This window comes from Campylobacter sp. GTC17093, from assembly GCF_055397635.1.
The window spans coordinates 1,418,683-1,444,323 of the sequence record NZ_AP038832.1; the positions used below are offsets into that span (position 1 = coordinate 1,418,683).

19 protein-coding genes, 2 tRNA genes and 3 rRNA genes are annotated in these 25,641 nt (G+C 32.8%); 18 read left to right on the forward strand and 6 right to left on the reverse strand.

Going from position 1 to position 25,641, the window contains the following annotated elements:
• Positions 1 to 5: 5 nt before the first annotated feature.
• Complete coding sequence (locus tag ACZ5VL_RS07395) at positions 6 to 1,226, reverse strand: argininosuccinate synthase (protein WP_464198384.1); 1,221 nt, start codon at positions 1,224 to 1,226, stop codon at positions 6 to 8.
• A 177-nt stretch (positions 1,227 to 1,403) separates the two neighbouring features.
• Here ACZ5VL_RS07395 and rpoD point away from each other — a divergent pair, with 177 nt between their 5' ends.
• From rpoD to ACZ5VL_RS07425, 6 genes are read left to right on the forward strand one after another with little or no spacing between them, the layout of a single operon-like run.
• Entirely contained in the window at positions 1,404 to 3,281 is a 1,878-nt protein-coding gene (gene rpoD / locus ACZ5VL_RS07400; protein ID WP_464198386.1) for an RNA polymerase sigma factor RpoD, read from the forward strand.
• A 45-nt stretch (positions 3,282 to 3,326) separates the two neighbouring features.
• Positions 3,327 to 4,706 (forward strand): sodium-dependent transporter, encoded by a 1,380-nt coding sequence (locus ACZ5VL_RS07405; protein WP_464198387.1) that lies wholly within the window; start codon positions 3,327 to 3,329, stop codon positions 4,704 to 4,706.
• A gap of 55 nt (positions 4,707 to 4,761) precedes the next feature.
• Positions 4,762 to 5,958 carry a M48 family metallopeptidase gene (locus ACZ5VL_RS07410; protein ID WP_464198388.1) on the forward strand — a complete coding sequence of 399 codons (1,197 nt, stop codon included), beginning with the start codon at positions 4,762 to 4,764 and terminating at the stop codon, positions 5,956 to 5,958.
• Entirely contained in the window at positions 5,955 to 6,752 is a 798-nt protein-coding gene (gene prmC / locus ACZ5VL_RS07415) for a peptide chain release factor N(5)-glutamine methyltransferase (protein WP_464198389.1), read from the forward strand. Before ACZ5VL_RS07410 ends, prmC begins: the two co-directional genes overlap by 4 nt.
• Complete coding sequence (locus ACZ5VL_RS07420) at positions 6,745 to 7,221, forward strand: N-acetyltransferase family protein (RefSeq protein ID WP_464198391.1); 477 nt, start codon at positions 6,745 to 6,747, stop codon at positions 7,219 to 7,221. Before prmC ends, ACZ5VL_RS07420 begins: the two co-directional genes overlap by 8 nt.
• 32 nt (positions 7,222 to 7,253) lie before the next feature.
• Positions 7,254 to 7,706 (forward strand): DUF4149 domain-containing protein, encoded by a 453-nt coding sequence (locus ACZ5VL_RS07425; protein ID WP_464200303.1) that lies wholly within the window; start codon positions 7,254 to 7,256, stop codon positions 7,704 to 7,706.
• Here ACZ5VL_RS07425 and ACZ5VL_RS07430 read toward each other — a convergent pair.
• Genes ACZ5VL_RS07430 through radA form a run of 3 tightly spaced genes read right to left on the reverse strand, consistent with a single transcriptional unit; the run spans position 7,703 to position 11,183 of the window.
• Positions 7,703 to 7,915 (reverse strand): acetyltransferase, encoded by a 213-nt coding sequence (locus ACZ5VL_RS07430; protein ID WP_464198393.1) that lies wholly within the window; start codon positions 7,913 to 7,915, stop codon positions 7,703 to 7,705. The genes ACZ5VL_RS07425 and ACZ5VL_RS07430 overlap by 4 nt on opposite strands.
• 2 nt (positions 7,916 to 7,917) lie before the next feature.
• Positions 7,918 to 9,789: a tRNA uridine-5-carboxymethylaminomethyl(34) synthesis enzyme MnmG gene (gene mnmG / locus ACZ5VL_RS07435; RefSeq protein ID WP_464198394.1), complete on the reverse strand. Its 1,872-nt coding sequence runs from the start codon at positions 9,787 to 9,789 to the stop codon at positions 7,918 to 7,920.
• 50 nt (positions 9,790 to 9,839) lie between these two features.
• Complete coding sequence (gene radA / locus ACZ5VL_RS07440; protein ID WP_464200305.1) at positions 9,840 to 11,183, reverse strand: DNA repair protein RadA; 1,344 nt, start codon at positions 11,181 to 11,183, stop codon at positions 9,840 to 9,842.
• A 305-nt stretch (positions 11,184 to 11,488) separates the two neighbouring features.
• On the opposite strand from radA, the gene brnQ reads away from it, so the two are divergent.
• Positions 11,489 to 12,802, forward strand: a complete 1,314-nt coding sequence (gene brnQ / locus ACZ5VL_RS07445) for a branched-chain amino acid transport system II carrier protein (protein ID WP_464198395.1) — start codon at positions 11,489 to 11,491, stop codon at positions 12,800 to 12,802.
• A 35-nt stretch (positions 12,803 to 12,837) separates the two neighbouring features.
• Here the strand turns inward: brnQ and ftsY are convergent, their stop codons facing one another.
• Both ftsY and ACZ5VL_RS07455 read right to left on the reverse strand, forming a co-directional pair.
• Positions 12,838 to 13,692 (reverse strand): signal recognition particle-docking protein FtsY, encoded by an 855-nt coding sequence (ftsY, locus tag ACZ5VL_RS07450; RefSeq protein WP_464198397.1) that lies wholly within the window; start codon positions 13,690 to 13,692, stop codon positions 12,838 to 12,840.
• On the reverse strand, positions 13,692 to 14,285 hold the full coding sequence (locus ACZ5VL_RS07455; RefSeq protein WP_464198399.1) for a TlpA family protein disulfide reductase: 594 nt from the start codon (positions 14,283 to 14,285) through the stop codon (positions 13,692 to 13,694). Before ACZ5VL_RS07455 ends, ftsY begins: the two co-directional genes overlap by 1 nt.
• A gap of 56 nt (positions 14,286 to 14,341) precedes the next feature.
• Here ACZ5VL_RS07455 and ACZ5VL_RS07460 point away from each other — a divergent pair, with 56 nt between their 5' ends.
• From ACZ5VL_RS07460 to ACZ5VL_RS07510, 11 genes are all read left to right on the forward strand, one after another.
• Positions 14,342 to 14,971 carry a 5-formyltetrahydrofolate cyclo-ligase gene (locus tag ACZ5VL_RS07460; RefSeq protein ID WP_464198401.1) on the forward strand — a complete coding sequence of 210 codons (630 nt, stop codon included), beginning with the start codon at positions 14,342 to 14,344 and terminating at the stop codon, positions 14,969 to 14,971.
• A complete protein-coding gene (rny, locus tag ACZ5VL_RS07465) occupies positions 14,904 to 16,457 on the forward strand; it encodes a ribonuclease Y (RefSeq protein WP_464198403.1) in 1,554 nt (517 codons plus the stop codon). Before ACZ5VL_RS07460 ends, rny begins: the two co-directional genes overlap by 68 nt.
• Positions 16,458 to 16,466: 9 nt before the next feature.
• Positions 16,467 to 17,060 carry a lipid-binding SYLF domain-containing protein gene (locus ACZ5VL_RS07470; RefSeq protein ID WP_464198405.1) on the forward strand — a complete coding sequence of 198 codons (594 nt, stop codon included), beginning with the start codon at positions 16,467 to 16,469 and terminating at the stop codon, positions 17,058 to 17,060.
• Positions 17,061 to 17,069: 9 nt separating this feature from the next.
• A complete protein-coding gene (locus tag ACZ5VL_RS07475; RefSeq protein ID WP_464198407.1) occupies positions 17,070 to 17,630 on the forward strand; it encodes a DedA family protein in 561 nt (186 codons plus the stop codon).
• 452 nt (positions 17,631 to 18,082) lie between these two features.
• A 16S ribosomal RNA gene (locus tag ACZ5VL_RS07480) occupies positions 18,083 to 19,594 on the forward strand.
• Positions 19,595 to 19,875: 281 nt separating this feature from the next.
• A tRNA-Ala gene (locus ACZ5VL_RS07485) sits at positions 19,876 to 19,951 on the forward strand.
• 9 nt (positions 19,952 to 19,960) lie between these two features.
• Positions 19,961 to 20,037 (forward strand) — tRNA-Ile (locus ACZ5VL_RS07490).
• Positions 20,038 to 20,629: 592 nt separating this feature from the next.
• A 23S ribosomal RNA gene (locus tag ACZ5VL_RS07495) occupies positions 20,630 to 23,736 on the forward strand.
• A gap of 284 nt (positions 23,737 to 24,020) precedes the next feature.
• Positions 24,021 to 24,138: ribosomal RNA gene (rrf, locus tag ACZ5VL_RS07500) — 5S ribosomal RNA — on the forward strand.
• Together the 16S, 23S and 5S rRNA genes with 2 tRNA genes alongside form the textbook arrangement of a ribosomal RNA operon.
• 275 nt (positions 24,139 to 24,413) lie before the next feature.
• A complete protein-coding gene (locus ACZ5VL_RS07505) occupies positions 24,414 to 24,728 on the forward strand; it encodes a ComEA family DNA-binding protein (RefSeq protein ID WP_464198409.1) in 315 nt (104 codons plus the stop codon).
• 240 nt (positions 24,729 to 24,968) lie between these two features.
• Positions 24,969 to 25,268 (forward strand): ComEA family DNA-binding protein, encoded by a 300-nt coding sequence (locus ACZ5VL_RS07510; protein ID WP_464198410.1) that lies wholly within the window; start codon positions 24,969 to 24,971, stop codon positions 25,266 to 25,268.
• The last annotated feature ends 373 nt before the right edge of the window (positions 25,269 to 25,641 follow it).

Genomic DNA, 25,641 nt, shown 5'->3' on the forward strand with positions numbered 1-25,641 from the left:
TTTTATTAAATTTTTCGTCCGTTTTTTCCTGCTATTATAAATCTTAAAGCGTTTAGTTTGATAAAGCCATTTGCATCTTTTTGATCAAATACAACATCTTCTTCAAAAGTAGAAAATTCTGTATTAAATAAGCTATCGTTCTTGCTTTCTCTTCCTATAATAGTAACATTTCCTTTGTAAAGTTCTATTTTTACAATCCCATTTACATGTTTTTGACTCTCATCGATTAGTGCTTGAAGCATTTGTCTTTCAGGCGAAAACCAGTATCCATTATAGATAAGCTCTGCGTATTTTGGCATGATTTCATCTTTTAAATGTGCTGCACCTCTATCAAGAGTAAGACTTTCTATAGCTCTATGTGCTTTTAGTAATATTGTCCCCCCTGGTGTTTCATAGCAACCTCTTGATTTCATGCCTACATATCTGTTTTCAACTAAATCAAGTCTGCCAATACCATGTTTTGCTCCAAGTTCATTTAATGTTTCTAAAACTTCGTGGGCTTTCATTTTTTTGCTATTTATTGCTATAGGATCGCCGTTTTGATACTCTATAGTTATAGTTTCACTCTCATTTGGTGCATCTTTTGGGCTATTTGTCCATCTCCACATATCATCTTCTGGTTTTGCAGCTGGATCTTCTAAAACTAATCCTTCATATGAAATGTGAAGTAGGTTTGCATCCATTGAATATGGAGATTTGCCAAGTTTTTTACTTATATCAATATCGTTTTTTTGTGCATATGCAAGAAGTTTTTCGCGACTATTTAAATCCCATTCTCTCCAAGGAGCGATAACTTTTATATCAGGATTTAAAGCGTAAGCACCAAGTTCAAATCTAACTTGATCATTTCCTTTTCCAGTTGCACCATGGCTTATAGCATCTGCGCCAGTTTTGCTTGCAATTTCTATTAGTTTTTTTGCTATAAGGGGTCTTGCAATTGAAGTCCCAAGCATATATTCACCCTCATAAACAGTATTTGCTCTAAACATAGGAAACACATACTCTTTTGCAAATTCCTCCCTTAGATCTTCTATAAAAATATTTTCAGGTTTTATGCCAAGTTTTACAGCTTTATTTTTAACGGGCGCTAAATCTTCTTTTTGACCTATATCTGCTGTAAAGGTAATAACTTCGCATCCATAATTATCGCCAAGCCATTTTAAAATAATACTAGTATCAAGTCCGCCAGAATAAGCTAAAACTACTTTTTTGATCTCTTTGCTCATGATAAAACCTTTGAAATAAAAATTTTGTTATAAAATAATATTTTATCTAAAATTATTAAATTTATTTTTAATTAAGAATATGGTTCTTTTATTTATGGAATTACCAAAGTTTTATATAATATTTATTATGTTTTATGTATAATATTTAGTTTTATTATTTCTTATAGGAGAATGTAAATGAGCACTACAAAAGAGCTTTATTTGAAAGTACAAGAGTTATTTAAGGAAAACGAAAAAGAAGGGTATATTACATTTGAAAAATTAATCAGATTTTTTGATAAAGCGCCAAATGCTAGTGTTGTAAAAAAGATAGAATCTTTAAGTAAAGAATATAATGTAAAACTTATAAGTGCAGCTCAAGTTGCAAAAATGAAAAATTTAGAAGATGCCAAAAAAGCAGAAGCCGAAAGACAAAAAATACAAAATGAAAGCTTGGAAGAGGAATTTAATATTTCGAACGAAAATGATCTTTTGGAATGGAGCAGGTCGGATAGTCCTGTGAGGATGTATCTTCGAGAAATGGGTCAAATTTCACTTCTTAGTAAAGACGAAGAGATAGAAATAAGCAAAAAAATAGAACTAGGTGAAGATATCATCATAGATGCATTTTGTTCTGTGCCATTTTTGATAGATTTTATATTAGAATATAAAGATCCTCTCATTAATAGGGAAAGAAGAGTTAAAGAGCTTTTTAAAAGTTTTGACAATGATAAAATTGGCGGAGAAGATGATGAGGATATAATAGATGATGAGGAAGAAGAGGAGTTTGATGGAGAAGAGGAAGAAGAGGCTAAAAAAGAACTTCCTAAGAAATTTGACAAAAGAGCTTTAAAAGTAACAGAAAGCTTTAAAGCGCTTGAAAAAGCAAAAAAAGACTGGTTAAAAATTATATCTAAGCAAGAAAAAACAGTTGAAGAGGCTGATGATTTGGTATCAAAACTATCAATTAGCTTTAAAAAGAAAATTCTAAAAGAAAAACTTATGGATCTAGGTCCAACAAGTAAACTCATAACTGAAATTGTAAAATCAATGGAAACAGCCCTAAAAAGCGATGATGAGTTTGATAAGGAGTTAAAAAGATTAGAATATAAGCTTCCTATGTTTAGTGCCGAGCTCAAGAAAAATCACAAAGCTATTTTAAAAGACATCATAAAGCTTTCAAAAGAGGAAATTGCTTCAAGAGTTCCTGAAACTACTATGGTTTCAACTTATGTTGAGATAAAAAAACTATTTTTAACAAAAGAAGCAAGCAAGCAAGGATTTAATCTTGATCCAAAGCTTCTTAAAGAAATTTTAGAGCAGATTAAACGTGGTAAAAACATATCTGATGAAGCAAAAGGTAGAATGGCTAGGTCAAACTTAAGACTTGTTGTAAGTATAGCCAAAAGATATACAAATCGTGGACTTCCGTTTTTAGATCTTATACAAGAGGGAAATATCGGTCTTATGAAGGCTGTTGATAAATTTGAGTATAAAAAAGGTTATAAATTTTCAACTTATGCAACATGGTGGATAAGACAAGCAATTTCAAGAGCTATAGCTGATCAAGCAAGAACTATCCGTATACCTATACATATGATAGAAACAATAAACCGCATAAATAAAATAAACAGAAAATATCTTCAAGAAACAGGAAAAGAGCCAGATGTTCAAATTATAGCAAAAGAAGTTGGGTTAAGCGTAGATAAAGTAAAACAAGTAATCAAAATCACAAAAGAGCCAATAAGTCTAGAAGCTCCTATTGGAAATGAAGATGATGGTAAATTTGGTGATTTTGTAGAAGATAGAGGTTCACTTTCTCCAATGGAAGAAATTTTAAAAGGTGATTTACAAGAACAAATAGATGAAGTTTTAGATCAATTAAATGATAGAGAAAGATCAGTTATTAGAATGCGTTTTGGACTAATGGAAGATGAGAGTGATAGAACGCTTGAAGAGATAGGTAAAGAATTAAATGTAACAAGAGAGCGTGTTAGACAGATAGAAAGCTCAGCTATCAAAAAGCTAAAACATCCAAAAGTTGGTAGAAAACTTAAAAATTATATGGAGGGTTAAATTTAACCCTCTAAAATTAACTTAATATTATATAGAAGCGATAAAATGAAACATAGACAAACTTGGAGCTCTCAGTTTACTTATATTTTGGCAGTTGCTGGCGCAACTGTTGGTTTTGGATGCACATGGCGTTTTCCGTATTTGGTTGGATTAAATGGCGGTGGTGCTTATGTGCTTATATTTTGCATGGCTATGATTTTAATAGGAATTCCTATGATACTTGTAGAAAATGCGATCGGAAGAAGATTACATGTAAATGTCCTTGATTCATTTGCTGGACAATCAAATGGAAAAAGATTGTCAAAATACTGGAAAATAGCTGGATATATGTCCTTGCTTGGTGCGTTTGGTATAATGGCTTACTATATGGTTATAGGTGGATGGGTTTTGGAGTATATTTACTCTATACTGCTTGGAGATTTTAATCTTTCAAATGGCGTTGTAAGCAAAGAAATGACAATAGCTTTTTATGAAAAAAACATCATAAGCAATCCTTTTTCTATCACAGTAACAACGGCTATTTTTGTGCTTATAAACTTTTTTATACTTAAATTTGGTGCAGTTAGGGGCACAGAAAATGCAGCCAAAATTCTTATGCCAATTCTATTTTTGCTTATGATAATTATGGTTTTAAGAAATATAACGCTAGATGGCGCAATGGAAGGTATAAAATACTATCTAACTCCTGATTTTTCTAAAATTACCTTAAAACTTTTCGTGGATGTTTTGGGACAGGTATTTTTTGCACTTTCACTTGGTTTTGGCGTAATGATAACAATGTCTAGCTATCTAAAAAAAGATGTTGACCTTATAAAAACTTCAGTGGCAACAGGCATGCTAAACACAGTTATAGCTGTAATTGCAGGTTTTATGATATTTCCATCGCTTTTTAGCTTTGGGCTTTCTCCTGATAGCGGTCCAAGTCTAGTTTTTAAAAGTTTGCCTATTGTATTTTCTCATATGATTTTTAGTAATTTTTTTGCAGTTTCATTTTTTACACTTTTAATGATAGCTGCTCTTACCACATCTTTGCCTATTTATGAGGTTTTGATAACTGTAATTTGCGAAAAAACGAAAATTTCAAGAAATAGTGCTATTGCTTTAGTTTTGGGTGGAATTTTCATTTTAGGAAATTTACCTTCACTAATGGCTACAAATATCTTAAGTAATATCGTTATATTTGGTAAAAATATTTTTGATGCATTTGATACAATAAGCGCTACTATATTTTTCATACTAACATCGCTTTTATGTTCTATTTTTGTTGGATGGGTTTTAAAAGATGAAGCAAAAAAAGAGGTTTTGCTCGGAACAAAATTTAATCTAAGAGTTGTGAATATTTGGTTCTTTTATATAAGATATATCATACCTGTGCTTATATTTATAGTATTTTTTAGCAGTTTTTATGATAGCTTTATAAAGTGATTTTAAAAACATTTATCAAATTTAGATACCATTGCCTAAAAAATGGAGATAAATAGTGCTTTTTACTTTAATTTTTATATATTTTATTTATACTATTTATAAAATTTATCTTTCAACCTTAGAGATAAATTTTATAAAAAATCATATTAATAAATCCCCTGTCATTCTTGATGAATACAACTATAAAAATGCAGGGCAAGCCGCTATAGTAAATCAAAAATTTTACATAATAGAATATATATATTCGTTTATCATAGTTACTTTTTGGCTTTTTATAGGCCTAAAGGCATTGAATGCAAATATAGACTATCAAAATTCTATCTTTCATGGTACTTTTTATATTTTATCTTTTTTGATTATTGGCATTTTACTTGCTTTACCCCTTGAAATTTATAGAACTTTTGTAAAAGATAGAAAACTTGGTTTTTCAAAAATTACACCAACTCTTTTCATTAAAGATAGTATAAAATCACTTGCTTTGCTTATTGTTTTTGGTGGACTTTTTATAGCTATGATTTTATGGTGCTTTAAAACATTGGGCGATTCGTGGTGGATATGGGCTTTTGTGGCTAGTTTTGTTATCTTGATTTTGATACAGCTTGTATATCCAACTTTAATTGCGCCTATTTTTAATAAAATAAAACCTTTAGATGATGAGGATTTAAGCTCTTCTATAAATTCACTTTTGGAGAATTGTGGTTTTAAAAGCAAAGGCGTTTTTGTTTTAGATGCAAGCAAAAGAGATTCAAGACTAAATGCATATTTTGGTGGGCTTGGTGCCACAAAAAGAGTTGTGCTTTTTGATACTCTCATCGCAAAACTTTCAAAAGATGAAATTTTAGCAGTTTTAGGGCATGAATTAGGACATTTTAAACACAAAGACATCTTAAAAATGCTTATAATATCTTGTGTTATAATTTTTGTTATGTTTTTTGTTTTTTCTCACATTCCAGGTTCTGTTATAGATGCGCTTAATATTAGTGATAATGGTGTTTCTATCATTATAATGTTTTTGCTTTTTTCACCAGTTTTATCAGCTCTGTTTGAGCCAATTATATCAAAGTTTAGCAGAAACAATGAGTTTGGTGCAGATGAGTTTGGTGCAGATGTTAAAAATAAAGATGATATGATAAATGCTCTTAAAAAGCTTGGCAGTGAAAATAAAGCTTTTCCGATATCGCACAAACTTTACTCAGCGGTTTATCACTCTCATCCAACACTTTATGAGCGCATAAATAGGCTTGAAGCTTGAAGATATTTGAACTTTTAAAAGTAGCCCAAAACCTAACAGGCTCAAGTTTTGTTGCAAAAGAGCTTATGAGATTTTACACAAAACTTAGTTTTGAAGAGATTTTTTTAAAATCAAATGAAAATTTAGATAATGAAAATGGATATTTAGCGCTTGCAAAAAGATACTCAAGTGGCGAACCACTTGAGTATATAACTGAAAGTTGTGAGTTTTATGGGTTAAGTTTTTATGTAAAAAAGGGTGTTTTAATACCAAGGTTTGAGACAGAAATTTTGATACAAAAAGCTTTAAATTTACTCTCAGGTATAAACTCGCCTAAAATTTGTGAGATCGGTTTTGGAAGTGGAATTATATCGATTTTGCTTGCAAAGAATATCCCAACTGCTAGCATTATAGCAACTGATATAAGTAAAGTCGCTTTTGAAGTTGCTAGTAAAAATGCAAAAATACATGGCGTAAATGTAGAGTTTATAAATACATCTTTGCTTGATGGAATTAGTGGCAAATTTGATTTAATCATCTCAAATCCACCTTACATATCAAACTCATATAAACTTGATAAGTGGGTTTTAAATGAGCCAAAAGAGGCGCTGTTTGGTGGCGAAGTTGGAGATGAAATTTTACATAAAATTATAGAGATTTCAGTAAACAGAACTAAATTTTTAACTTGTGAAATGGGTTATGATCAAAAAACTTCAATAGAGCAAAAATTAAAAGAGCATGGTTTTGAAAGTGAGTTTTACAAAGATTTAGCAGGTTTTTATAGGGGTTTTGTAGCAAGGAGTAAAAATGTTTGAGATAAGACATGTAAAAGAAAGTGAATTTAATGAGCTTTTAGAGCTTATAGCTGAGCTTGCTCAGCACTCAAACTTAAGCGATGAAATAAAATTTAACAAAGATGAGTTTAAAAAAAATATCTTTGAAAAAGAGTATGCAAAGTGTTTGGTTTGCATAGTGGATGACAAAATGGTAGCTTACGCGATGTATTTTATTACATTTTCAACTTTTTTGGGTAAAGCAGGTCTATTTTTAGAAGATCTGTATGTAAAAAAGCAGTTTAGAAAAAGAGGAATTGCAAGTAAGCTTTTTTCTAAGCTTGCGCAAATTTGTAAAGAAAACGGTTTTGGTAGAATTGATTGGGACTGTCTTGATACAAATGAACTTGGTATTCTATATTATGAGAAAATTGGTGCAAAGCATCTAAAGATATGGCGAAAATACAGAATTGAAGGTAATTTTGATAATTTGATAAAGGAAGAAAAGTGAGATTTTTAAACATATATCTTTTTTTACTAGCTATGGTTATAGGTATGGAAGTATCAATTGGTGCTTTTTTGGCTCCAACTATATTTTTTCCACAAAATATAATAGGCGAGGGTGTTTTGAGTCATTTTCAAAGTGGACAGCTAATGACAAATGTATTTGTGAAATATAACTATGTTTTGCTTGCAGTAAGTGTTATTAGTTTTATTTATGAGAGTGTAAATTTGAAATTTGATAAAAGCTTTTATAAAAAAACTTCATCATTTGCGCTTAGTTTTATAGTGCTTGTTTTAGCTTTAGCTTTTGTTTTTTACTTTACAGATTATATTTTAGAAGCTCAAAAACTAGGCGCTGAGGCTACGCAAAATGAACAATTTGGAAAAATTCATAGCACGAGCGAACTTGTTATGAAGATAATGATGATTGCTCAAATTTTGCTATTTTTTATCAAATTTCCTTGTGCATGTTGTGCTGTAAAAAAAGACTAATTTTTGCTTAATTGAATGCTATCTTTTGCTAAATGAAGCTGTTTAAAAATTTCTTCTAAAAGTTTTTGTTCATCTTCACTTAGCTCAAATTTTTCTTTTTTTAAAAGTAAATTTACAACATCTTCATTTTGAAGCAAAGGATTATCAAATTTTATAGCATTTTGAACTATTTTTAAAACTCTTGGATCTTTTAAATTTCTATAATTCATTTTTATTCTCCCCTTTGCTTTTTGTTATAAAGCTTGATATAGATGTGAAGTATATCAATGGCAGCTGGAGTTATGCCACTTATCTCGCTTGCTGCAAAAAGAGTAGGTGGATTAAATTTTTCCAGTTTTTCAACTACTTCGTTACTAAGTCCACTAACAACTCTAAAGTTGAAATTTTCTGGGATTTTTACATTTATCATATCTTTCATGCGCTCAACTTCTCGTTTTTGCATCTGTATGTAAAAATAATACTTTGCTTCTGTTAAAATTTGTTCTAAACTCTCATTGTCTAAGTTTTCAAAAAATGCGTCTAGTTTTTTTAGTTTTTCAAGTGTGAAAGTTTTTCTTGCAACTATTTTTTGAAGAGAGATTTTATCGCCTATTTTTTCTTCATCTATACTTTGTAAAAACGAATTTATTTCATTTGTGGGGGTTAAAATTTTATTTGTAAGTAAGCTTAAGCCTTTTTCTAAAGTTCCTTTAACTTTAATAGTTTTAGTATAAATTTCATCATCTATAAGCCCAAAATCATGTCCGTATTCATGGAGTCTAAGATGAGCGTTATCTTCTCTTAAAAGTAAGCGGTATTCGGCTCTGCTTGTAAACATTCTATAAGGCTCTTTTGTTCCCTTTGTAACCAAATCATCTATCAAAACACCGATATAAGCCTCATCTCTTCTTAAAACTAAAGCGTCTTTATCCATTAGTGATAAAGTTGCATTTATCCCAGCCATCAAACCTTGTGCAGCCGCTTCTTCGTATCCTGTGGTACCATTTATCTGACCTGCTAAGTAAAGTCCTTTTATCTTTTTTGTCTCAAGTGTATGGCTTAGCTCTAAGGGATCTACAAAATCATATTCTACTGCATAGCCGTGTCTTACAATTACTGCATTTTCAAAGCCTTTTACAGAGTGAAGCATGGAGACTTGTACATCATAAGGCAGACTTGTAGAAAATCCATTTATGTAGTATTCTGTTGCTTCTTTTGTTTGTGGTTCTATAAAAAGATGGTGTCTTTCTTTGTCTGCAAAGCGATTTATTTTATCTTCTATGCTAGGGCAATATCTTGGTCCAACACCTTCTATCTGTCCTGTAAAGAGTGGAGCTCTGTAGAAATTTGAGCGGATTATATCATGGGTTTTTTCATTTGTATATGCTATGTAGCAAGGAAGCTGAGTTGGGTTAAAGTCTTTTGTTCTAAAACTAAAAGGCTTTGTTTCTTCGTCTCCACCTTGTTTTTCTAATACACTAAAGTCTATACTTGTTGCCAAAACCCTAGGGCAAGTTCCGGTTTTTAGTCTTCCCATATTTAAGCCAAGTAATTTAAGTGAGCTAGAAAGCGAAGTTGAAGCTAGTTCGCCAACTCTGCCTGCTTTTAGTTTATTAAATCCAACATGTATAAGTCCGTTTAAAAAAGTTCCAGTTGTAATGATGAGTTTAGATGTGTGATAAGTGTTATCAAGATGAGTTTTTACGCCTATTATATGATTATCTTGGGTTAAAATTTCAGTTGCTATTTCTTGAGAGATAGCTAAATTTGGAGTTTGTAAAAGCAAATTTCGCATATAAACTCTGTATTGATCCATGTCTATCTGAGCTCTTGTGCCTCTAACTGCTGGACCCTTGCTTTCGTTTAATACTCTAAACTGAATGCCACATTTATCGGTTACAAGTCCCATAACTCCACCAAGTGCATCGATTTCTTTTACTAAATGTCCTTTTGCTAGACCACCGATTGCAGGATTACAGCTAGTTGCTCCAATTTGTTCTGCTAAAATTGTTATAAGAAGAGTTTTTTTACCCATATTTGCAGCTGCCATACATGCTTCAATACCAGCATGTCCGCCGCCAACTACTATTACATCATAATTCATAAGCATTCCTTATTTTAAAAAGCTTTGATTATACTACAATTTTTCTAAATTTACATCCAGTCTAAAACTTGCGCGATTTCTTTCGCTATAAAAGTTTTTATACTATTTTCCTCGGCTGTTTTTGATGGAGTGATGGCATTTTTAAATTTTTGTATATTTGCTTCTTTTAGTCTTGCATCAAGGTTGAGTACATCTCTTATCTCTCCATTTAGACTAACTTCGCCTATGAAAACAGTCTCTTTGCTAACAGGACGATTTTTAAAACTGCTTACTATTGCTGCAACTACAGCAAGATCTGCTGCAGTTTCGTTTATCTTAACACCACCTATAACATTTACAAAAACATCATAATGCCCTAATGGAAGCTCAATTTTTCGCTCAAGTAGAGCCAAAATCATGTCAAGGCGGTTTCTATCATATCCTGTTGAACTTCTTTTTGGATAAGAGCTTTCGCAAACAAGAGACTGAATTTCTACAACCAAAGGTCGAGAACCTTCCATTATTACAGTTACAGCACTTCCACTTATAGCTTTTCCTTTTGTAAAAAATTTGCTAGCTATGTTTTTTGCAGGTATTAAGCCATTTTTACTCATTTCAAAAATTCCAACTTCACTTGTTGAGCCAAAGCGGTTTTTAAACCCTCTTAATATCCGAAGTTCTTTGCTTGAGTCACCCTCAAAGTATAAAACCACATCAACCATATGTTCAAGCACTCTTGGGCCCGCAATACTTCCTTCTTTTGTGATGTGTCCGATGATAAAAATACATATATTTTGCTCTTTTGCTATGCGCATAAGCTCAAATGTTATTTCTCTTACTTGCGAAACACTGCCAGGAGCCGAAGTTATATTTTCGCTATAAAGCGTTTGTATGCTATCAACTACTATAATTTTATACTCTTTGTTTGCAAGTTCTGCTTTTATGTTTTCAAGACAAATTTCAGTTAATAAAAAAAGATTTTTATTTACGGCATTTAGTCTATCCGCGCGCATTTTTATCTGACTCTCACTCTCTTCTCCGCTTATATACAAAACATTTCTGTCGTTTTTGCTTAAATTTGAAGCTATTTTTAAAAGAAGTGTCGATTTGCCAATACCTGGACTCCCACCTATTAAAACCAAAGAGCCTTGTGCAACGCCACCACCTAAAACTAGATCAAGTTCATCATCGCCTGTGCTAAGTCTTTGGATTTCTTCTATTTCTATTTCATTTATAGGCTTTGCTTTAGGTGAGCTTATATTTGTTTTTGAAATTTCTTTTAGAGTTTTTATTTGTTCGGCTTTTAGTTCTATGAAGCTGTTAAATGCTCCACATTCTGGACATTTACCAAGCCATCTGTTTTGTTGATTGCCGCAATGTTCGCACTCAAATATCGTTGTTTTTGCCTTTGCCATATCTTTCTTTCTAAAATTTATATCTTTAAATTTTAGCAAAAAATAACTGAATTTGAAAAAATATGCTAAATTAAAATTTTATGATAAAATCGAATATCTTAAAATATCTCATAAGTTTTATAGCTAAGGACATTAATTTTAAAACAAAACTATCATTATATCAAGCTCAAATCTTTATAGTGGCGGTAAAATATACTTAATTTCAAACAATACTATAACAATAAAACAATTTTTAGTAAATTTTTAATGTTATTTTAATATTTATAAATATAAAATTAAGGCTTATTTTAAAATTGGAGAAAACTATGACAAAAATTAGCAAAAAGCAGTTTTTAGTTATATCGCTTATGTTGTTTTCAATGTTTTTTGGCGCTGGAAACTTTATTTTTCCACCAATGCTTGGAAAAGAAGCTGGTGTGAATGTTTATGAGGCGATACTGTTTTTTTGTCTAACAGGTGTTGCTCTGCCAGTCCTTGGTATAGCAGCAGTTGCTAAAAGTCACACTATGGATAATCTTGTAAGAAGAGTAGATCCATATTTTGCTATGATTTTTACTGTGCTTATTTATATAACTATTGGTCCTGCTTTTGCAATACCAAGAGCTGCAAATATGCCATTTGAGGTTACTATATCTCCTTTTATGTCTGGAGATAGCAAAGCTATTGGACTTTTTGTATATACATTTATATATTTTGTGATAAATTATTTGATATGTATAAATCCTAGTAAAATGGTTGAAACGCTTGGTAAAATTTTAACACCATTAATGCTTATTTTGATCGTTTTTTTATTTTTATCAAATGTAATAAATCCTATTGGTGAATTTGGACCAGCTACAGGAAAATACGCGGTTCATCCTATTGCTTCTGGATTTTTGGCTGGTTATGAGACTATGGATGCTCTTGCATCATTAGTTTTTGGAATTGTTGTTATAAATGCTATAAAAGGTCTTGGAATAACTCACAATGGAGTTATAATAAAATCAACTATAAAATCTGGTATTTTAGCAGGTGCTATACTTATGTTGATTTATATGATGCTTGCATATATTGGAGCTAGTGCATCTTCTCTTTTCCCAGAAATAAAAAATGGCGCTGCTTTACTTTCAAATATCACAAATCAACTTTTTGGCGGATTTGGTGTGTTTGTTTTGGGGGCTATATTTTTATTAGCTTGTTTAACCACAACTGTTGGGCTTATATCTTCAGCTAGTGAATTTTTCTCAGGTTTAGTAAAAAATACAAGTTATAAATTTTGGGTTATAACATGGTCTTTTCTTAGTTTTTGTGTAGCAAATGTTGGATTAAATGCACTTTTAACATATAGTATACCTGTTTTGATAGCGCTTTACCCAATAACTATAGTTTTAATTATCCTAGCTTTAGTTAATAACTTTATAAACTCATCTAAGCTTGTTTATAGAACTTGTGTTTATGTTGCAGTTGTTATTGGAATTGTAAATGGTTTTGATACAGCTGGAATCAAACTTCCTTTAGTTTCAGAACTTTTTGCCAAAATACCATTTTATGATATTGGTCTTGGTTGGATAATACCTGAGATTATGTGTTTTATGTTTACATATGTGATTAATTTATTTAGAAAAAAGGGCGGCATCTAATGATGATAAATTTGGGGATTTCAAATTCCTCAAATTTATTCAAATATACTATCTAGTATAGAATTAACAAACTCCTCACTATTAAACTTTATTATATCATTTTGTTTTTCGCCTGTTCCAACAAATAAAATAGGTAGCTCTAGTTCTCTTGCTATACTAAAAAGAGCACCACCTTTTGGTGTTCCGTCTAGTTTTGTTATGATAACTCCATCGAGTTTTACTATCTCATTAAATGCTTTTGCTTGAGAATACCCAGCAGTTCCTTGTGTGCCATCAAGTATTAAAATTTTTCTATGAGGAGCAGATTCCATAGCTTTTGAGCTTATTCTAACTATTTTATCAAGCTCATTTGCTAAATTTTTTTGATTTTGAAGTCTGCCAGCAGTATCTATTAAAACTCTATCGTATTTTTTTGATATTGCAGAGGTGATAGTATCAAAAGCAACTGCTGCTGGATCATGTCCTTGGGCTGAAAATATTATCGGAACTTCTATTTTTTTTGCCCATAATTTTAGCTGTTCGACCGCGCCAGCTCTAAAAGTATCACATGCTCCAAGCATAACCTTTTTACCATTTGTTTTATATAAATTTGCTAGCTTTGCTATAGTTGTTGTTTTGCCAGCACCATTTACTCCAAGTATTAGTTCCACAAAAGGTATTGAATTTTGTTCTTCTTGTTTTGGGTATAAAAAATATGTTAGCATAACTCTTTTTAAATCATCTCTTTTAACCATATCGCTTGGCGGTAAGTAGTAGATTATTTCTTCAACTATTGAGTATTCAACATCTGCTTCAAGAAGCATATCTTCAAGAGCCTCTTTTGATATTATTTTATTTTTTGGTTTAGCACTATTTATAGCACTAAATGTTTTTTTTAAAAAGTCAAACATTATAATATTGCCTTACTTATATCTGAAATCAACATTTCTCTTGGAGCAAGTCCTAGATATCTTGATATATATTTGCCATTTTTATCATAAAGTATGGTATATGGAACACCGTTTATTCCACCTATTGCTTTGCCAAAAAAGAAATTTGACTCACCATTTGATATTTCGTATTGTATGTCATATTTTTTTATAAAATCATCTATTTCAGCTTTTGATTTTTCTTCTAATAAAACACCTACAACTATTAGATTATCCTTAAACATATTTTGAATTTCATTTAAGTGAGGAATTTCTGCCTTGCAAGGAGGGCACCAAGTTGTAAAAAATGAAAATAGTATAGCTTTATCATTTTTTTCTATTTTAAATCCATCTTCATTTTTTTGCATAGAGATAAATTTTTCATTTTGTAAATTTAGTAAAAATGGAACCGTATAATCTTGTTCTATAACAGCTTCTGCAATTTGATTTGTTGTATCATTTTGATCTTGTTTTAGTATGTTTTGTGTATTATTTTGCTTGTCATCTGTATTTTTATCACACCCATAAAAAAATAAAGCGCATATTAATGGTATAATTAAACATTTCAATCTCATTTAATGAATTTCCTTAAATTATTTTTGGAAAAACATTATATTATAAAGTATATAAAATGTGCGTTAAAAAAGACAAAAATAGTTTAAGAAGAGATATTAAACAGGATATAAATAAACATACTAAATTTAAAGCAAAATGTTCACATTATAAAATGTTTAAAAATCTTTTAAATTTGATCGAGTTGACATCTTCAAAACGCATTTTAATATTCTTGCCGTTACAAAGTGAACCAAATTTGTATAAAATAATGAGAAATATGCGCAGGAAGTATGAATTATATGTTCCGTTTATGTTAAGTAAAAGTTTAAAAATGATAAAATTGAGAATGCCATTAAAAACAAAGCGTTTTGGCATAAAAGAACCAAATTTTTCAAATGCTTATGCAAGAAATATAGACCTAGCTATAGTCCCTGTCGTTGGGGTTGATGTGGATTTTGCTAGAATAGGACATGGAAAGGGATTTTACGATATGTTTTTTAATAGTTTAAATTATCGCCCAATCATAGTTTTTATAAGTATAAGTAATTATTTTGTTAATTATCGTGTATGTGAAAAACACGATATAAGATGTGATTTTTATCTAACCCCTACTAAAATTTATTCCAAAAGAGGATTTGATGATAGATATTTTAATAGGTTTAGGAGCAGGTGTAATAGGAGCAGGTGGAGGCTATTTAGTAGCTAAAAAGATAAATGATGCTAGTCATGAGATATATATAGCTCAAGCTAAAGAAAAAGCAAAAGCAATAGAAAAAGAAGCTGAAAAAAAATTAATGGAGTCTGATTTAAGGGTTCAAAAGGCTGAATTTGAAGCTAGAAAAAACTATGAAGATAAGAGCTATAAACTTCAAAAAGAATACAACCTTAAATTTGATGATATTGCTAAAAAAGAGAGTATTTTGCAAAGCGAGCAACAAATTCTAAAAAACACAAAATTTGATTTTGAAAAAGAAAAACAAGTTGTAGAAAAACTTAAAGAAGAAAATATAAATTTAAAAAAGAGCTATGAAGAAAAGCTTGTTGAATCTATACAAATACTTGAACGTGCAGCTGGCATGACACAAGAAGAAGCGAGATATAATATTTTAAAACAAGTGGAAGAAAAAAGTAGGGCTGATATTGCTCATATTGTAAGAAAACACGAAGAAGAGGCTAAAAAAGAATCAAAAAGAAGAGTTAATTATATCTTGGCTCAAGCTACAACTAGGTTTGCAGGAGAATTTGCTGCCGAAAGACTCATAAATGTTGTAAACATTAAAAACGATGAATTAAAAGGTAGAATTATCGGTAAAGAAGGTAGAAATATCAAAACATTAGAAATGGTTTTGGGTGTTGATGTTATTATAGACGATACACCCCATGCTATTGTTTTAAGTAGTTTTAATCTTTATAGAAGAGCGATTGCAACAAGAGTTATTGAACTTTTAGTTGAAGATGGAAGAATTCAGCCAGCTAGAATAGAAGATCTTTATAAAAAGGTTTATGATGAATTTGAACAAAGTGTGCAAGAAGAAGGTGAAAATATCGTGATGGATCTTGGATTAAGCGGTATACATCCAGAAATTATAAAGCTTATTGGAAAGCTTAAATTTAGAGCGAGTTATGGTCAAAATGCTCTTTCTCATAGTTTAGAAGTGGCCCATCTTGCAGGGATAATAGCTGCAGAAACTGGCGGGGATGAAAAGCTTGCCAAAAGAGCAGGACTTCTTCATGATATAGGTAAGGCTTTAACGCATGAATATGAGGGAAGTCATGTTGATTTGGGTGCTGAAATTTGTAAAAGATATAAAGAGAGCGATGTTGTTATAAACGCAATTTATGCTCACCATGGGCATAAAGAGGCTACTAGTATAGAAAGTGCTGCGGTTTGTACAGCAGATGTTTTGAGTGCTGCAAGACCAGGAGCCAGAAGAGAAGTTTTGGAGTCTTTCTTAAAAAGAGTTGAAGCTGTGGAAGATATTGCTAAAAGCAAACACGGAGTTAAACAAGCTTATGCGATAAATGCCGGACGCGAGATAAGGGTTATTGCAAACGCTAAGCTTATAAACGATGATGAGGCGGTTTTGGTGTCAAAAGAGATAGCCGATGAAATTCATGAAAAAGTTCAATATCCCGGAGAAATAAAAGTAAATGTTATTAGGGAAATTAGAGCTGTAAATTTTGCTAAGTAAATTATAATTATGAAAATAATCTTATTTGTATTTATTTTGTGTATAAATTCTGTTTTTGCAAACAACGAACTTCTTTTAGATGCTTCTAATTCTTATATAAATACTATGAGGGAAAACTCAAATGCTCCTACAAAACAGCTTTTTAATGGTGCAAAAGCTATTATTATATTTCCAAAAGTAACTAAAGTTGGTTTTGTCATAGGTGGCATGGGGGGTAGTGGTATTATAGTTGTTAAAAATGACAATGAAATTTCTAGTATTCAAAATGTAAAAATTGGTGGTGGAAGCCTTGGTTTGCAGATTGGTTATGAGAGTAGTTCGCTTGTTTTATTTATTTTTAAAGATCAAATTATAAAAGATATTTTAGACTCTAAATTTACTATTAATGCTAACTTAGCTGCCTCTTTTGGTGATTTTGGAAAAAAATATAGCAGAGTAAGTGATTTAAAACTTACAAATGATATTTATATATATACAAACAATAGAGGATTTTTTGCGGGAGCAAGTTTTGGAGGAGCATTTATAAGTTTGGGTGATAAATTTAGCTATTCGAAAGATTCTTATGCATATTCATCATTGATGAGTGCATTTTCAAAATTTTAAGGCAGTTATATGGATGAAATGTTAACTTCATTGTCAACTTATGGATATTTGATTTTATTTTTTTATTCTCTTGGCGGAGGAATGGGTGCTATTATAGCAGCTGGTGTATTAAGTAGTATTGGTAAAATGGATATAATTTTAAGTATAACTATAGCAACACTAGGAAATATTATTGGTGATAGTCTTATTTTTTATCTAAGTAGATATAATAAAAAAGAATTTATGCCGTATCTAAAAAAGCAAAGAAGAAATCTTGCCTTTTCTCAAATTTTATTTAAAAAGTATGGAAGTTTTATAATTATAATTAAAAAATATATATATGGTTTAAAAACCATAGTGCCCATAGCCATTGGATTTACAAAATATTCATTTGTTAAATTTAGTATATTTAATATAATTGGTTCAGCAATTTGGGGAATTAGTCTGGGGCTACTTAGTTATTTTATGGGTGATTATATTATCGAAACATATGATAGATTAAAAGATTATCCTTTTATAATGCCAATTTTCATACTATGTATAGCGTTGGTTATAATTTTGTATTTTAAAAAAGCAACAAAAGCTTCTTAGCATTATTAAATTTTTTTATACATCTTTTTTATGATATTAATCTTATCTAAAAATTTATTTGTAGCATAAATGTTGTAAAATATTATTATTTTCTTTAATGTATTTATATTTTATCAAATTCCCACCCCCCCCCACTTCAGCTACTTTTAAGCAATTCTTCTGTACAATTCAATTTCCGCTTCACAGAAAAACCTTTTGAAATCCAAAAGATCTTTTTTTATTGTTTGAAGTATGTTTTTTAAATTAATATTGTTAAACATTTTTAGTCAATCTTTGAAATCTAAACAAGTGATCGATTGAGCCATTTGCTCTTAGGCTTTCTTAGGAAAGTAAAGAGTAGATAAAAACAAGATAATAAAAATAAAAAGTTTTTAGATTAAAACTTCATATAATTTAAAACACCTTAATGTATCATTTAGGTGGTTCAAAAGGAGTATTTACTCCTTGAAGTTAATATGGAGAGTTTGATCCTGGCTCAGAGTGAACGCTGGCGGCGTGCCTAATACATGCAAGTCGAACGATGAAGTCCTAGCTTGCTAGGACGGATTAGTGGCGCACGGGTGAGTAATGTATAGCTAATCTGCCCCATAGAGAGGAACAACACTTAGAAATGAGTGCTAATACCTCATACTCCTATTTTGCATAAGTTTAATAGGGAAAGTCTTTTCGCTATGGGATGAGGCTATATTGTATCAGCTAGTTGGTGAGGTAATGGCTCACCAAGGCTTTGACGCATAACTGGTCTGAGAGGATGATCAGTCACATTGGAACTGAGACACGGTCCAAACTCCTACGGGAGGCAGCAGTAGGGAATATTGCTCAATGGGGGAAACCCTGAAGCAGCAACGCCGCGTGGAGGATGACACTTTTCGGAGCGTAAACTCCTTTTGTTGGGGAAGAACAATGACGGTACCCAACGAATAAGCACCGGCTAACTCCGTGCCAGCAGCCGCGGTAATACGGAGGGTGCAAGCGTTACTCGGAATCACTGGGCGTAAAGGACGCGTAGGTGGATAGATAAGTCTCTTGTGAAATCTAGTAGCTTAACTACTAAACTGCTTGGGAAACTATTTATCTAGAGTAAGGGAGAGGCAGATGGAATTCTTGGTGTAGGGGTAAAATCCGTAGATATCAAGAGGAATACTTATTGCGAAGGCGATCTGCTAGAACTTAACTGACACTAATGCGTGAAAGCGTGGGGAGCAAACAGGATTAGATACCCTGGTAGTCCACGCCCTAAACGATGTATACTGGTTGTTGCTATGCTAGTCATGGCAGTAATCCACCTAACGGATTAAGTATACCGCCTGGGGAGTACGGTCGCAAGATTAAAACTCAAAGGAATAGACGGGGACCCGCACAAGCGGTGGAGCATGTGGTTTAATTCGAAGATACGCGAAGAACCTTACCCGGACTTGATATCTAACAAATCATCCAGAGATGGAAGAGTGTCTGCTTGCAGAAATGTTAAGACAGGTGCTGCACGGCTGTCGTCAGCTCGTGTCGTGAGATGTTGGGTTAAGTCCCGCAACGAGCGCAACCCACGTGTTTAGTTGCTAACAGTTAGGCTGAGCACTCTAAACAGACTGCCTTCGTAAGGAGGAGGAAGGTGTGGACGACGTCAAGTCATCATGGCCCTTATGTCCGGGGCGACACACGTGCTACAATGGCATATACAATGAGAAGCAATATCGCGAGATGGAGCAAATCTATAAAATATGTCTTAGTTCGGATTGGAGTCTGCAACTCGACTCCATGAAGCCGGAATCGCTAGTAATCGTAGATCAGCCATGCTACGGTGAATACGTTCCCGGGTCTTGTACTCACCGCCCGTCACACCATGGGAGTTGATTTCACTCGAAGCCCAAATACCAAATTGGTTATGGTCCACAGTGGAATCAGCGACTGGGGTGAAGTCGTAACAAGGTAACCGTAGGAGAACCTGCGGTTGGATCACCTCCTTTCTAGAGTACAAACTGATAAGTCTCACAACTATCAGTCAAGAAAAGAGAATCTCAATCATCCTTGTTTAGTTTTGAAAGATTGACGGCTAATAAAAATTTGTCTAATTCCTAAAATATAGACAAAAAGAAAAATTAAATAATAAGTCTATGAACTATATTAGATTTATTAAGATTTTTTCTTTAGACAAGGAATATTTTAAGAAATCAAGGAACATACTTTTTGTATGTGACGTAGATTTTGAAGAAATATGACGAAGTATAAAGGAAAAAGATAATAAAGAGGGGAATTAGCTCAGCTGGGAGAGCGCCTGCTTTGCACGCAGGAGGTCAGCGGTTCGATCCCGCTATTCTCCACCATAAATTAAAGGGCCTATAGCTCAGCTGGTTAGAGTGCACCCCTGATAAGGGTGAGGTCATAAGTTCAAGTCTTATTAGGCCCACCATAGTTTCCCTTATTAGTATGTTAGTTATTCTATGTAGTTACATAAAAATGTTTATCATAGTAATAAAATAAAAATCTAAACTAAACTTATTGGTTAATTAAGTAAGTTTATTTTAGATTTTATAATCTAAATGTTATTTAAATTATTATTGTTAAAAGTCACAAACAAGTTTTAATAAAATAAAACAATTTTACAGGACCTTGTTAAAGCTTTAATCATTATGATTATAAAAAGCAAGCTTTTAAATTTATTTGTTATCCAAATTTAAAAGTTTAAAGATTATGTCACGGTATATAAAGAGTTAAAAACTTATCTTTATATATTATTAATCTCTTTCCGTCTTAAATCATATGATTAAATATTATAATTAGTATAAACTACTTTTATCTTTAGCAAGGAAGTGATGCGAATTAGAATATAAAAATATTCAAAAATCTTCTCAATAAGATGTAAACTTAACTACTTAAGTTTATCAACCTTACTAGTTATGATATGAGCTACAAAGTAGCGAATATCATCTGTAACTTTAGGTGGGTTGAGGGAGTGAAACTCCTCATCAAAACAAGAGCTTTGCTCTTGTGAGAAGTAAAAAAGGTAAGCTACTAAGAGCAAGTGGTGGATGCCTTGGCTGGTAGAGGCGATGAAGGACGTACTAGACTGCGATAAGCTATGGGGAGCTGTCAAGAAGCTTTGATCCATAGATTTCCGAATGGGGCAACCCAGTATATAGTGATATATACTACCTATATGGAGCGAACGTTGGGAATTGAAACATCTTAGTACCAACAGGAAAAGAAATCAAAAGAGATTACGCTAGTAGCGGCGAGCGAACGCGTAAGAGGGCAAACCACTAGTTTACTAGTGGGGTTGTAGGACTGCATAAAAGACTAAAACATGATAGTAAAACAATCTGGAAAGGTTGAGCATAGAGGGTGATACTCCCGTATACGAAATCATCTTTTTACTTAGCAGTATCCTGAGTAGGGCGAGGCACGTGAAACCTTGTCTGAAGCTGGGTCGACCACGATCCAACCCTAAATACTACTACTAGACCGATAGTGCACAAGTACCGTGAGGGAAAGGTGAAAAGAACTGAGGTGATCAGAGTGAAATAGAACCTGAAACCATTTGCTTACAATCATTCAGAGCACGATTCTTTATGACGTGTGATGGACTGCCTTTTGCATAATGAGCCTGCGAGTTGTGGTGTCTGGCAAGGTTAAGGAAACCCGGAGCCGTAGCGAAAGCGAGTCTTAATAGGGCGATAAGTCAGATGCTGCAGACCCGAAACGATGTGATCTATCCATGAGCAGGTTGAAACCGGTGTAAAAGCCGGTGGAGGACCGAACCGACGGCCATTGAAACGGCTCCGGATGACTTGTGGATAGGGGTGAAAGGCCAATCAAACATCGTGATAGCTGGTTCTCTCCGAAATATATTGAGGTATAGCGTTGTGTCGTAACTATAAGGGGTAGAGCACTGAATGGGCTAGGGCGTATACCAATGTACCAAACCCTATCAAACTCCGAATACTTATAGTGTAATCACAGCAGTCAGGCGGCGAGTGATAAAATCCGTCGTCAAGAGGGGAACAACCCAGACTACCGACTAAGGTCCCTAAATCTTATTTAAGTGGAAAACGATGTGAAGTTACTGAAACAACCAGGAGGTTGGCTTAGAAGCAGCCATCCTTTAAAGATAGCGTAATAGCTCACTGGTCTAGTGATTTTGCGCGGAAAATATAACGGGGCTAAAATAAGTACCGAAGTCGTAGATAGTGTCTATGACTATTTATACTAGCTTGTCTTTTGGCGATAAATTAATGAGTTTGATTTTTTCTTATGATAGACTTTAGGTCTTATATCTTTTTACAAAATCTTTACAACATTAATTTCTTATCCAAAATACTTTACTTTTAGTTTTAAATTTATCAAATTTAAAAACAAATAGCATAGTATATTAAAGACATTAAAAAGCAATTTAGTATGAATATTCATAGACACTGTGGTAGGAGAGCGTTCTATTCAGCGTTGAAGGTGTACCGGTAAGGAGCGCTGGAGCGAATAGAAGTGAGCATGCAGGCATGAGTAGCGATAATTAATGTGAGAATCATTAACGCCGTAAACCCAAGGTTTCCTACGCGATGCTCGTCATCGTAGGGTTAGTCGGGTCCTAAGCAAAGTCCGAAAGGGGTATGCGATGGAAAATTGGTTAATATTCCAATACCAATTATTATGTGCGATGGAAGGACGCTTAAAGTTAGTGGGGCTAACTGATGGAATAGTTAGTCTAAGGGCGTAGGTTGAAATTTAGGCAAATCCGAATTTCTTTATCTGAAACCTTAAAGGCTCACAACGCTCTTCGGAGTAGCGTGAGAACCCATGATACTATCGAGCCAAGAAAAGTTTCTAAGTTTAGTAATAATTGCCCGTACCGTAAACCGACACAGGTGGGTGGGATGAGTATTCTAAGGCGCGTGGAAGAACTCTCTTTAAGGAACTCTGCAAAATAGCACCGTATCTTCGGTATAAGGTGTGCCTACCAGTGTGAATAGCACTAGAGGTTACAACAAAGAGTCCCTCCCGACTGTTTACCAAAAACACAGCACTCTGCTAACACGTAAGTGGATGTATAGGGTGTGACGCCTGCCCGGTGCTCGAAGGTTAATTGATGGGGTTAGCATTAGCGAAGCTCTTGATCGAAGCCCGAGTAAACGGCGGCCGTAACTATAACGGTCCTAAGGTAGCGAAATTCCTTGTCGATTAAATATCGACCTGCATGAATGGCGTAACGAGATGGGAGCTGTCTCAAAGAGGGATCCAGTGAAATTGTAGTGGAGGTGAAAATTCCTCCTACCCGCGGCAAGACGGAAAGACCCCGTGGACCTTTACTATAGCTTGACACTGCTACTTGGATAAGAATGCGCAGGATAGGTGGGAGGCTTTGATCCATAGATTTTGGTTTATGGTGAGCCATTGTTGAGATACCACTCTTTTTTATTCGGGTAGCTAACTAGCATGAGTTATCCTCATGTAGGACAATGTCTGGTGGGTAGTTTGACTGGGGCGGTCGCCTCCCAAAATGTAACGGAGGCTTACAAAGGTTAGTTCAGAACGGTTGGAAATCGTTCGTAGAGTATAAAGGCATAAACTAGCTTAACTGCGAGGCATACAGGCCAAGCAGAGACGAAAGTCGGTCTTAGTGATCCGGTGGTTCTGTGTGGAAGGGCCATCGCTCAAAGGATAAAAGGTACCCCGGGGATAACAGGCTGATCTCCCCCAAGAGCTCACATCGACGGGGAGGTTTGGCACCTCGATGTCGGCTCATCGCATCCTGGGGCTGGAGCAGGTCCCAAGGGTATGGCTGTTCGCCATTTAAAGCGGTACGCGAGCTGGGTTCAGAACGTCGTGAGACAGTTCGGTCCCTATCTGCCGTGGGCGTAAGAAGATTGAGGAGAGTTGACCCTAGTACGAGAGGACCGGGTTGAACCAACCACTGGTGTATGGGTTGTTCTGCCAAGAGCATCGCCCAGTAGCTAAGTTGGGATGTGATAAGAGCTGAAAGCATCTAAGCTCGAAGCCAACTCCAAGATGAATCTTCTTTTAAGTTCTCTAGTAGACTACTAGTTTGATAGGCTGGATGTGTAAGTGATGTAAGTCATTTAGCTGACCAGTACTAATAGAACGTTTGCTTACTTTTATAAGCATCACTTCCTTGTTAAGGATAAAATTTGTTTCGTCTTTGTTCTACTCTACAGCGTCAGACTCTTAAAAACTTCGGTCACATACAAAAAAGTATGCTCCCTTGTTTTTAAATCGTCTTCCTTGTATAACAAACAAATACTCACAAATTAGAATTAAAGTTATAAAATAACTAATAAATTAAACAAGATTGAATAGTTTTATTATTAAAACTTAGACTTTTAACAATTTACATAACAGTGTTTAATAAGAGAATTTAATTAGTTCTTTTATTTAACACTGCTTTGTGGCTATACAGATATGGAAACGCCTTGTCCCATCTCGAACCAAGAAGCTAAGCATATCATGGCTGATGATACTCTCCCTTACTGGGATGTGGAAAAGTAAGTCGCTGCAAAGCGTGTTAATCTCTTAAATATTCTTTATATAATATATTTCAAAATAATCTTTCTTATAAATACTAGATTTAGTTTTATAGTGTTGCTTTGAGTGAGATATTGTAAATTTAATTTTATAAATTTAATAATTGTCTTATTGTCTTGTATGGTCGTATAAATGCATTATTTCAGTATATTAAATTATTTTTTTATAGTAAAAAGTTTTTTCTAAAAATTTTATATTTCTTTTATAATTAATGAGATAAAATACCAAACATTTTATTTTAAAGGATTGAGCATGAAAAAGTTGCTTTTATTGTTGGCATTTGCCTTTACGTATATGTTTGGAGCGGTTGATTTAAATACAGCTTCTAAAGAAGAATTAATGACTTTAAAAGGTGTTAATGAATCAAAGGCTCAGGCTATAATTGATTATAGACAAGATAAAAAGTTTAACAAAGCTTCTGATATTAAAAATGTTAAAGGTGTGGGTGATAAAATCTATAACGATAACAAAAAAAATATGATTGTTAAACATAGTGCAAAAAAATCAGATCATAAAGTCAAAAAAGTAGAAAATAAACATAAAAAAATGAATAAAATGGAAAAATAGTAGTTTAACTATTTTTAATTTCCAACATTTTTTAGATCATCCAGCCGATTTAATACCGACTTGGATGAGCTATCATATAATCTTATTTTACCCCTTTTACTAATTATAATTTTTTAAAATACATTATTTACAATAAATTTTAGTATATTTTTCATTTAAATAATTCTATTTATTAATCATAAAAAATATATTTTATTTATATGAATAGAATTTATAAACTTCAATTACAAAGGACATAAAATGAAAAAATTACTTTTATTGTTGGCATTTGCCTTTACGTATATGTTTGGAGCGGTTGATTTAAATACAGCTTCTAAAGAAGAATTAATGACTTTAAAAGGTGTTGGTGAATCAAAGGCACAAGCTATTATAGAATATAGAAACAATAATGGCTTTAAGAGTGTTGAAGATATTAAAAATGTTAAAGGTGTAGGTGATAAAATATACTCTGATAATAAAAACAACATAAGCGTAAGTAAAAAAGATCATAATACTAAAAATAAAGACAATAAAATTATGCATAAAAAGGATAATAAGTAAGTTAGATAGGATTATATACTTTTCCAAATAAGTTTCTTTCCAAATCCAAGCGTGTTGTCTGTAAATTTAATCCACTTTATATCAATCTCAAACATATCGCTTGGATATGCTAATGCATAAGGAAAATTTTTATAATAAATTTCTTTACTATTTTTAGTTGCTTTGTGTTATTCTACTTTAGCTTCTAGGACTTATTTTAACTAATTTGTTTAATAAGAGGAATTAAAAATCATCTCTTTGTTAGTTAGCTTATTATTCTAATAACATTCTTTGATTATTTCATTATAATTAATATTTCTTTTGTTTGGTATTTTTATGGATTTTTGATAAATTTTATATGTTATTTTTCCAAGCTCATACGAAAATTTTAAGA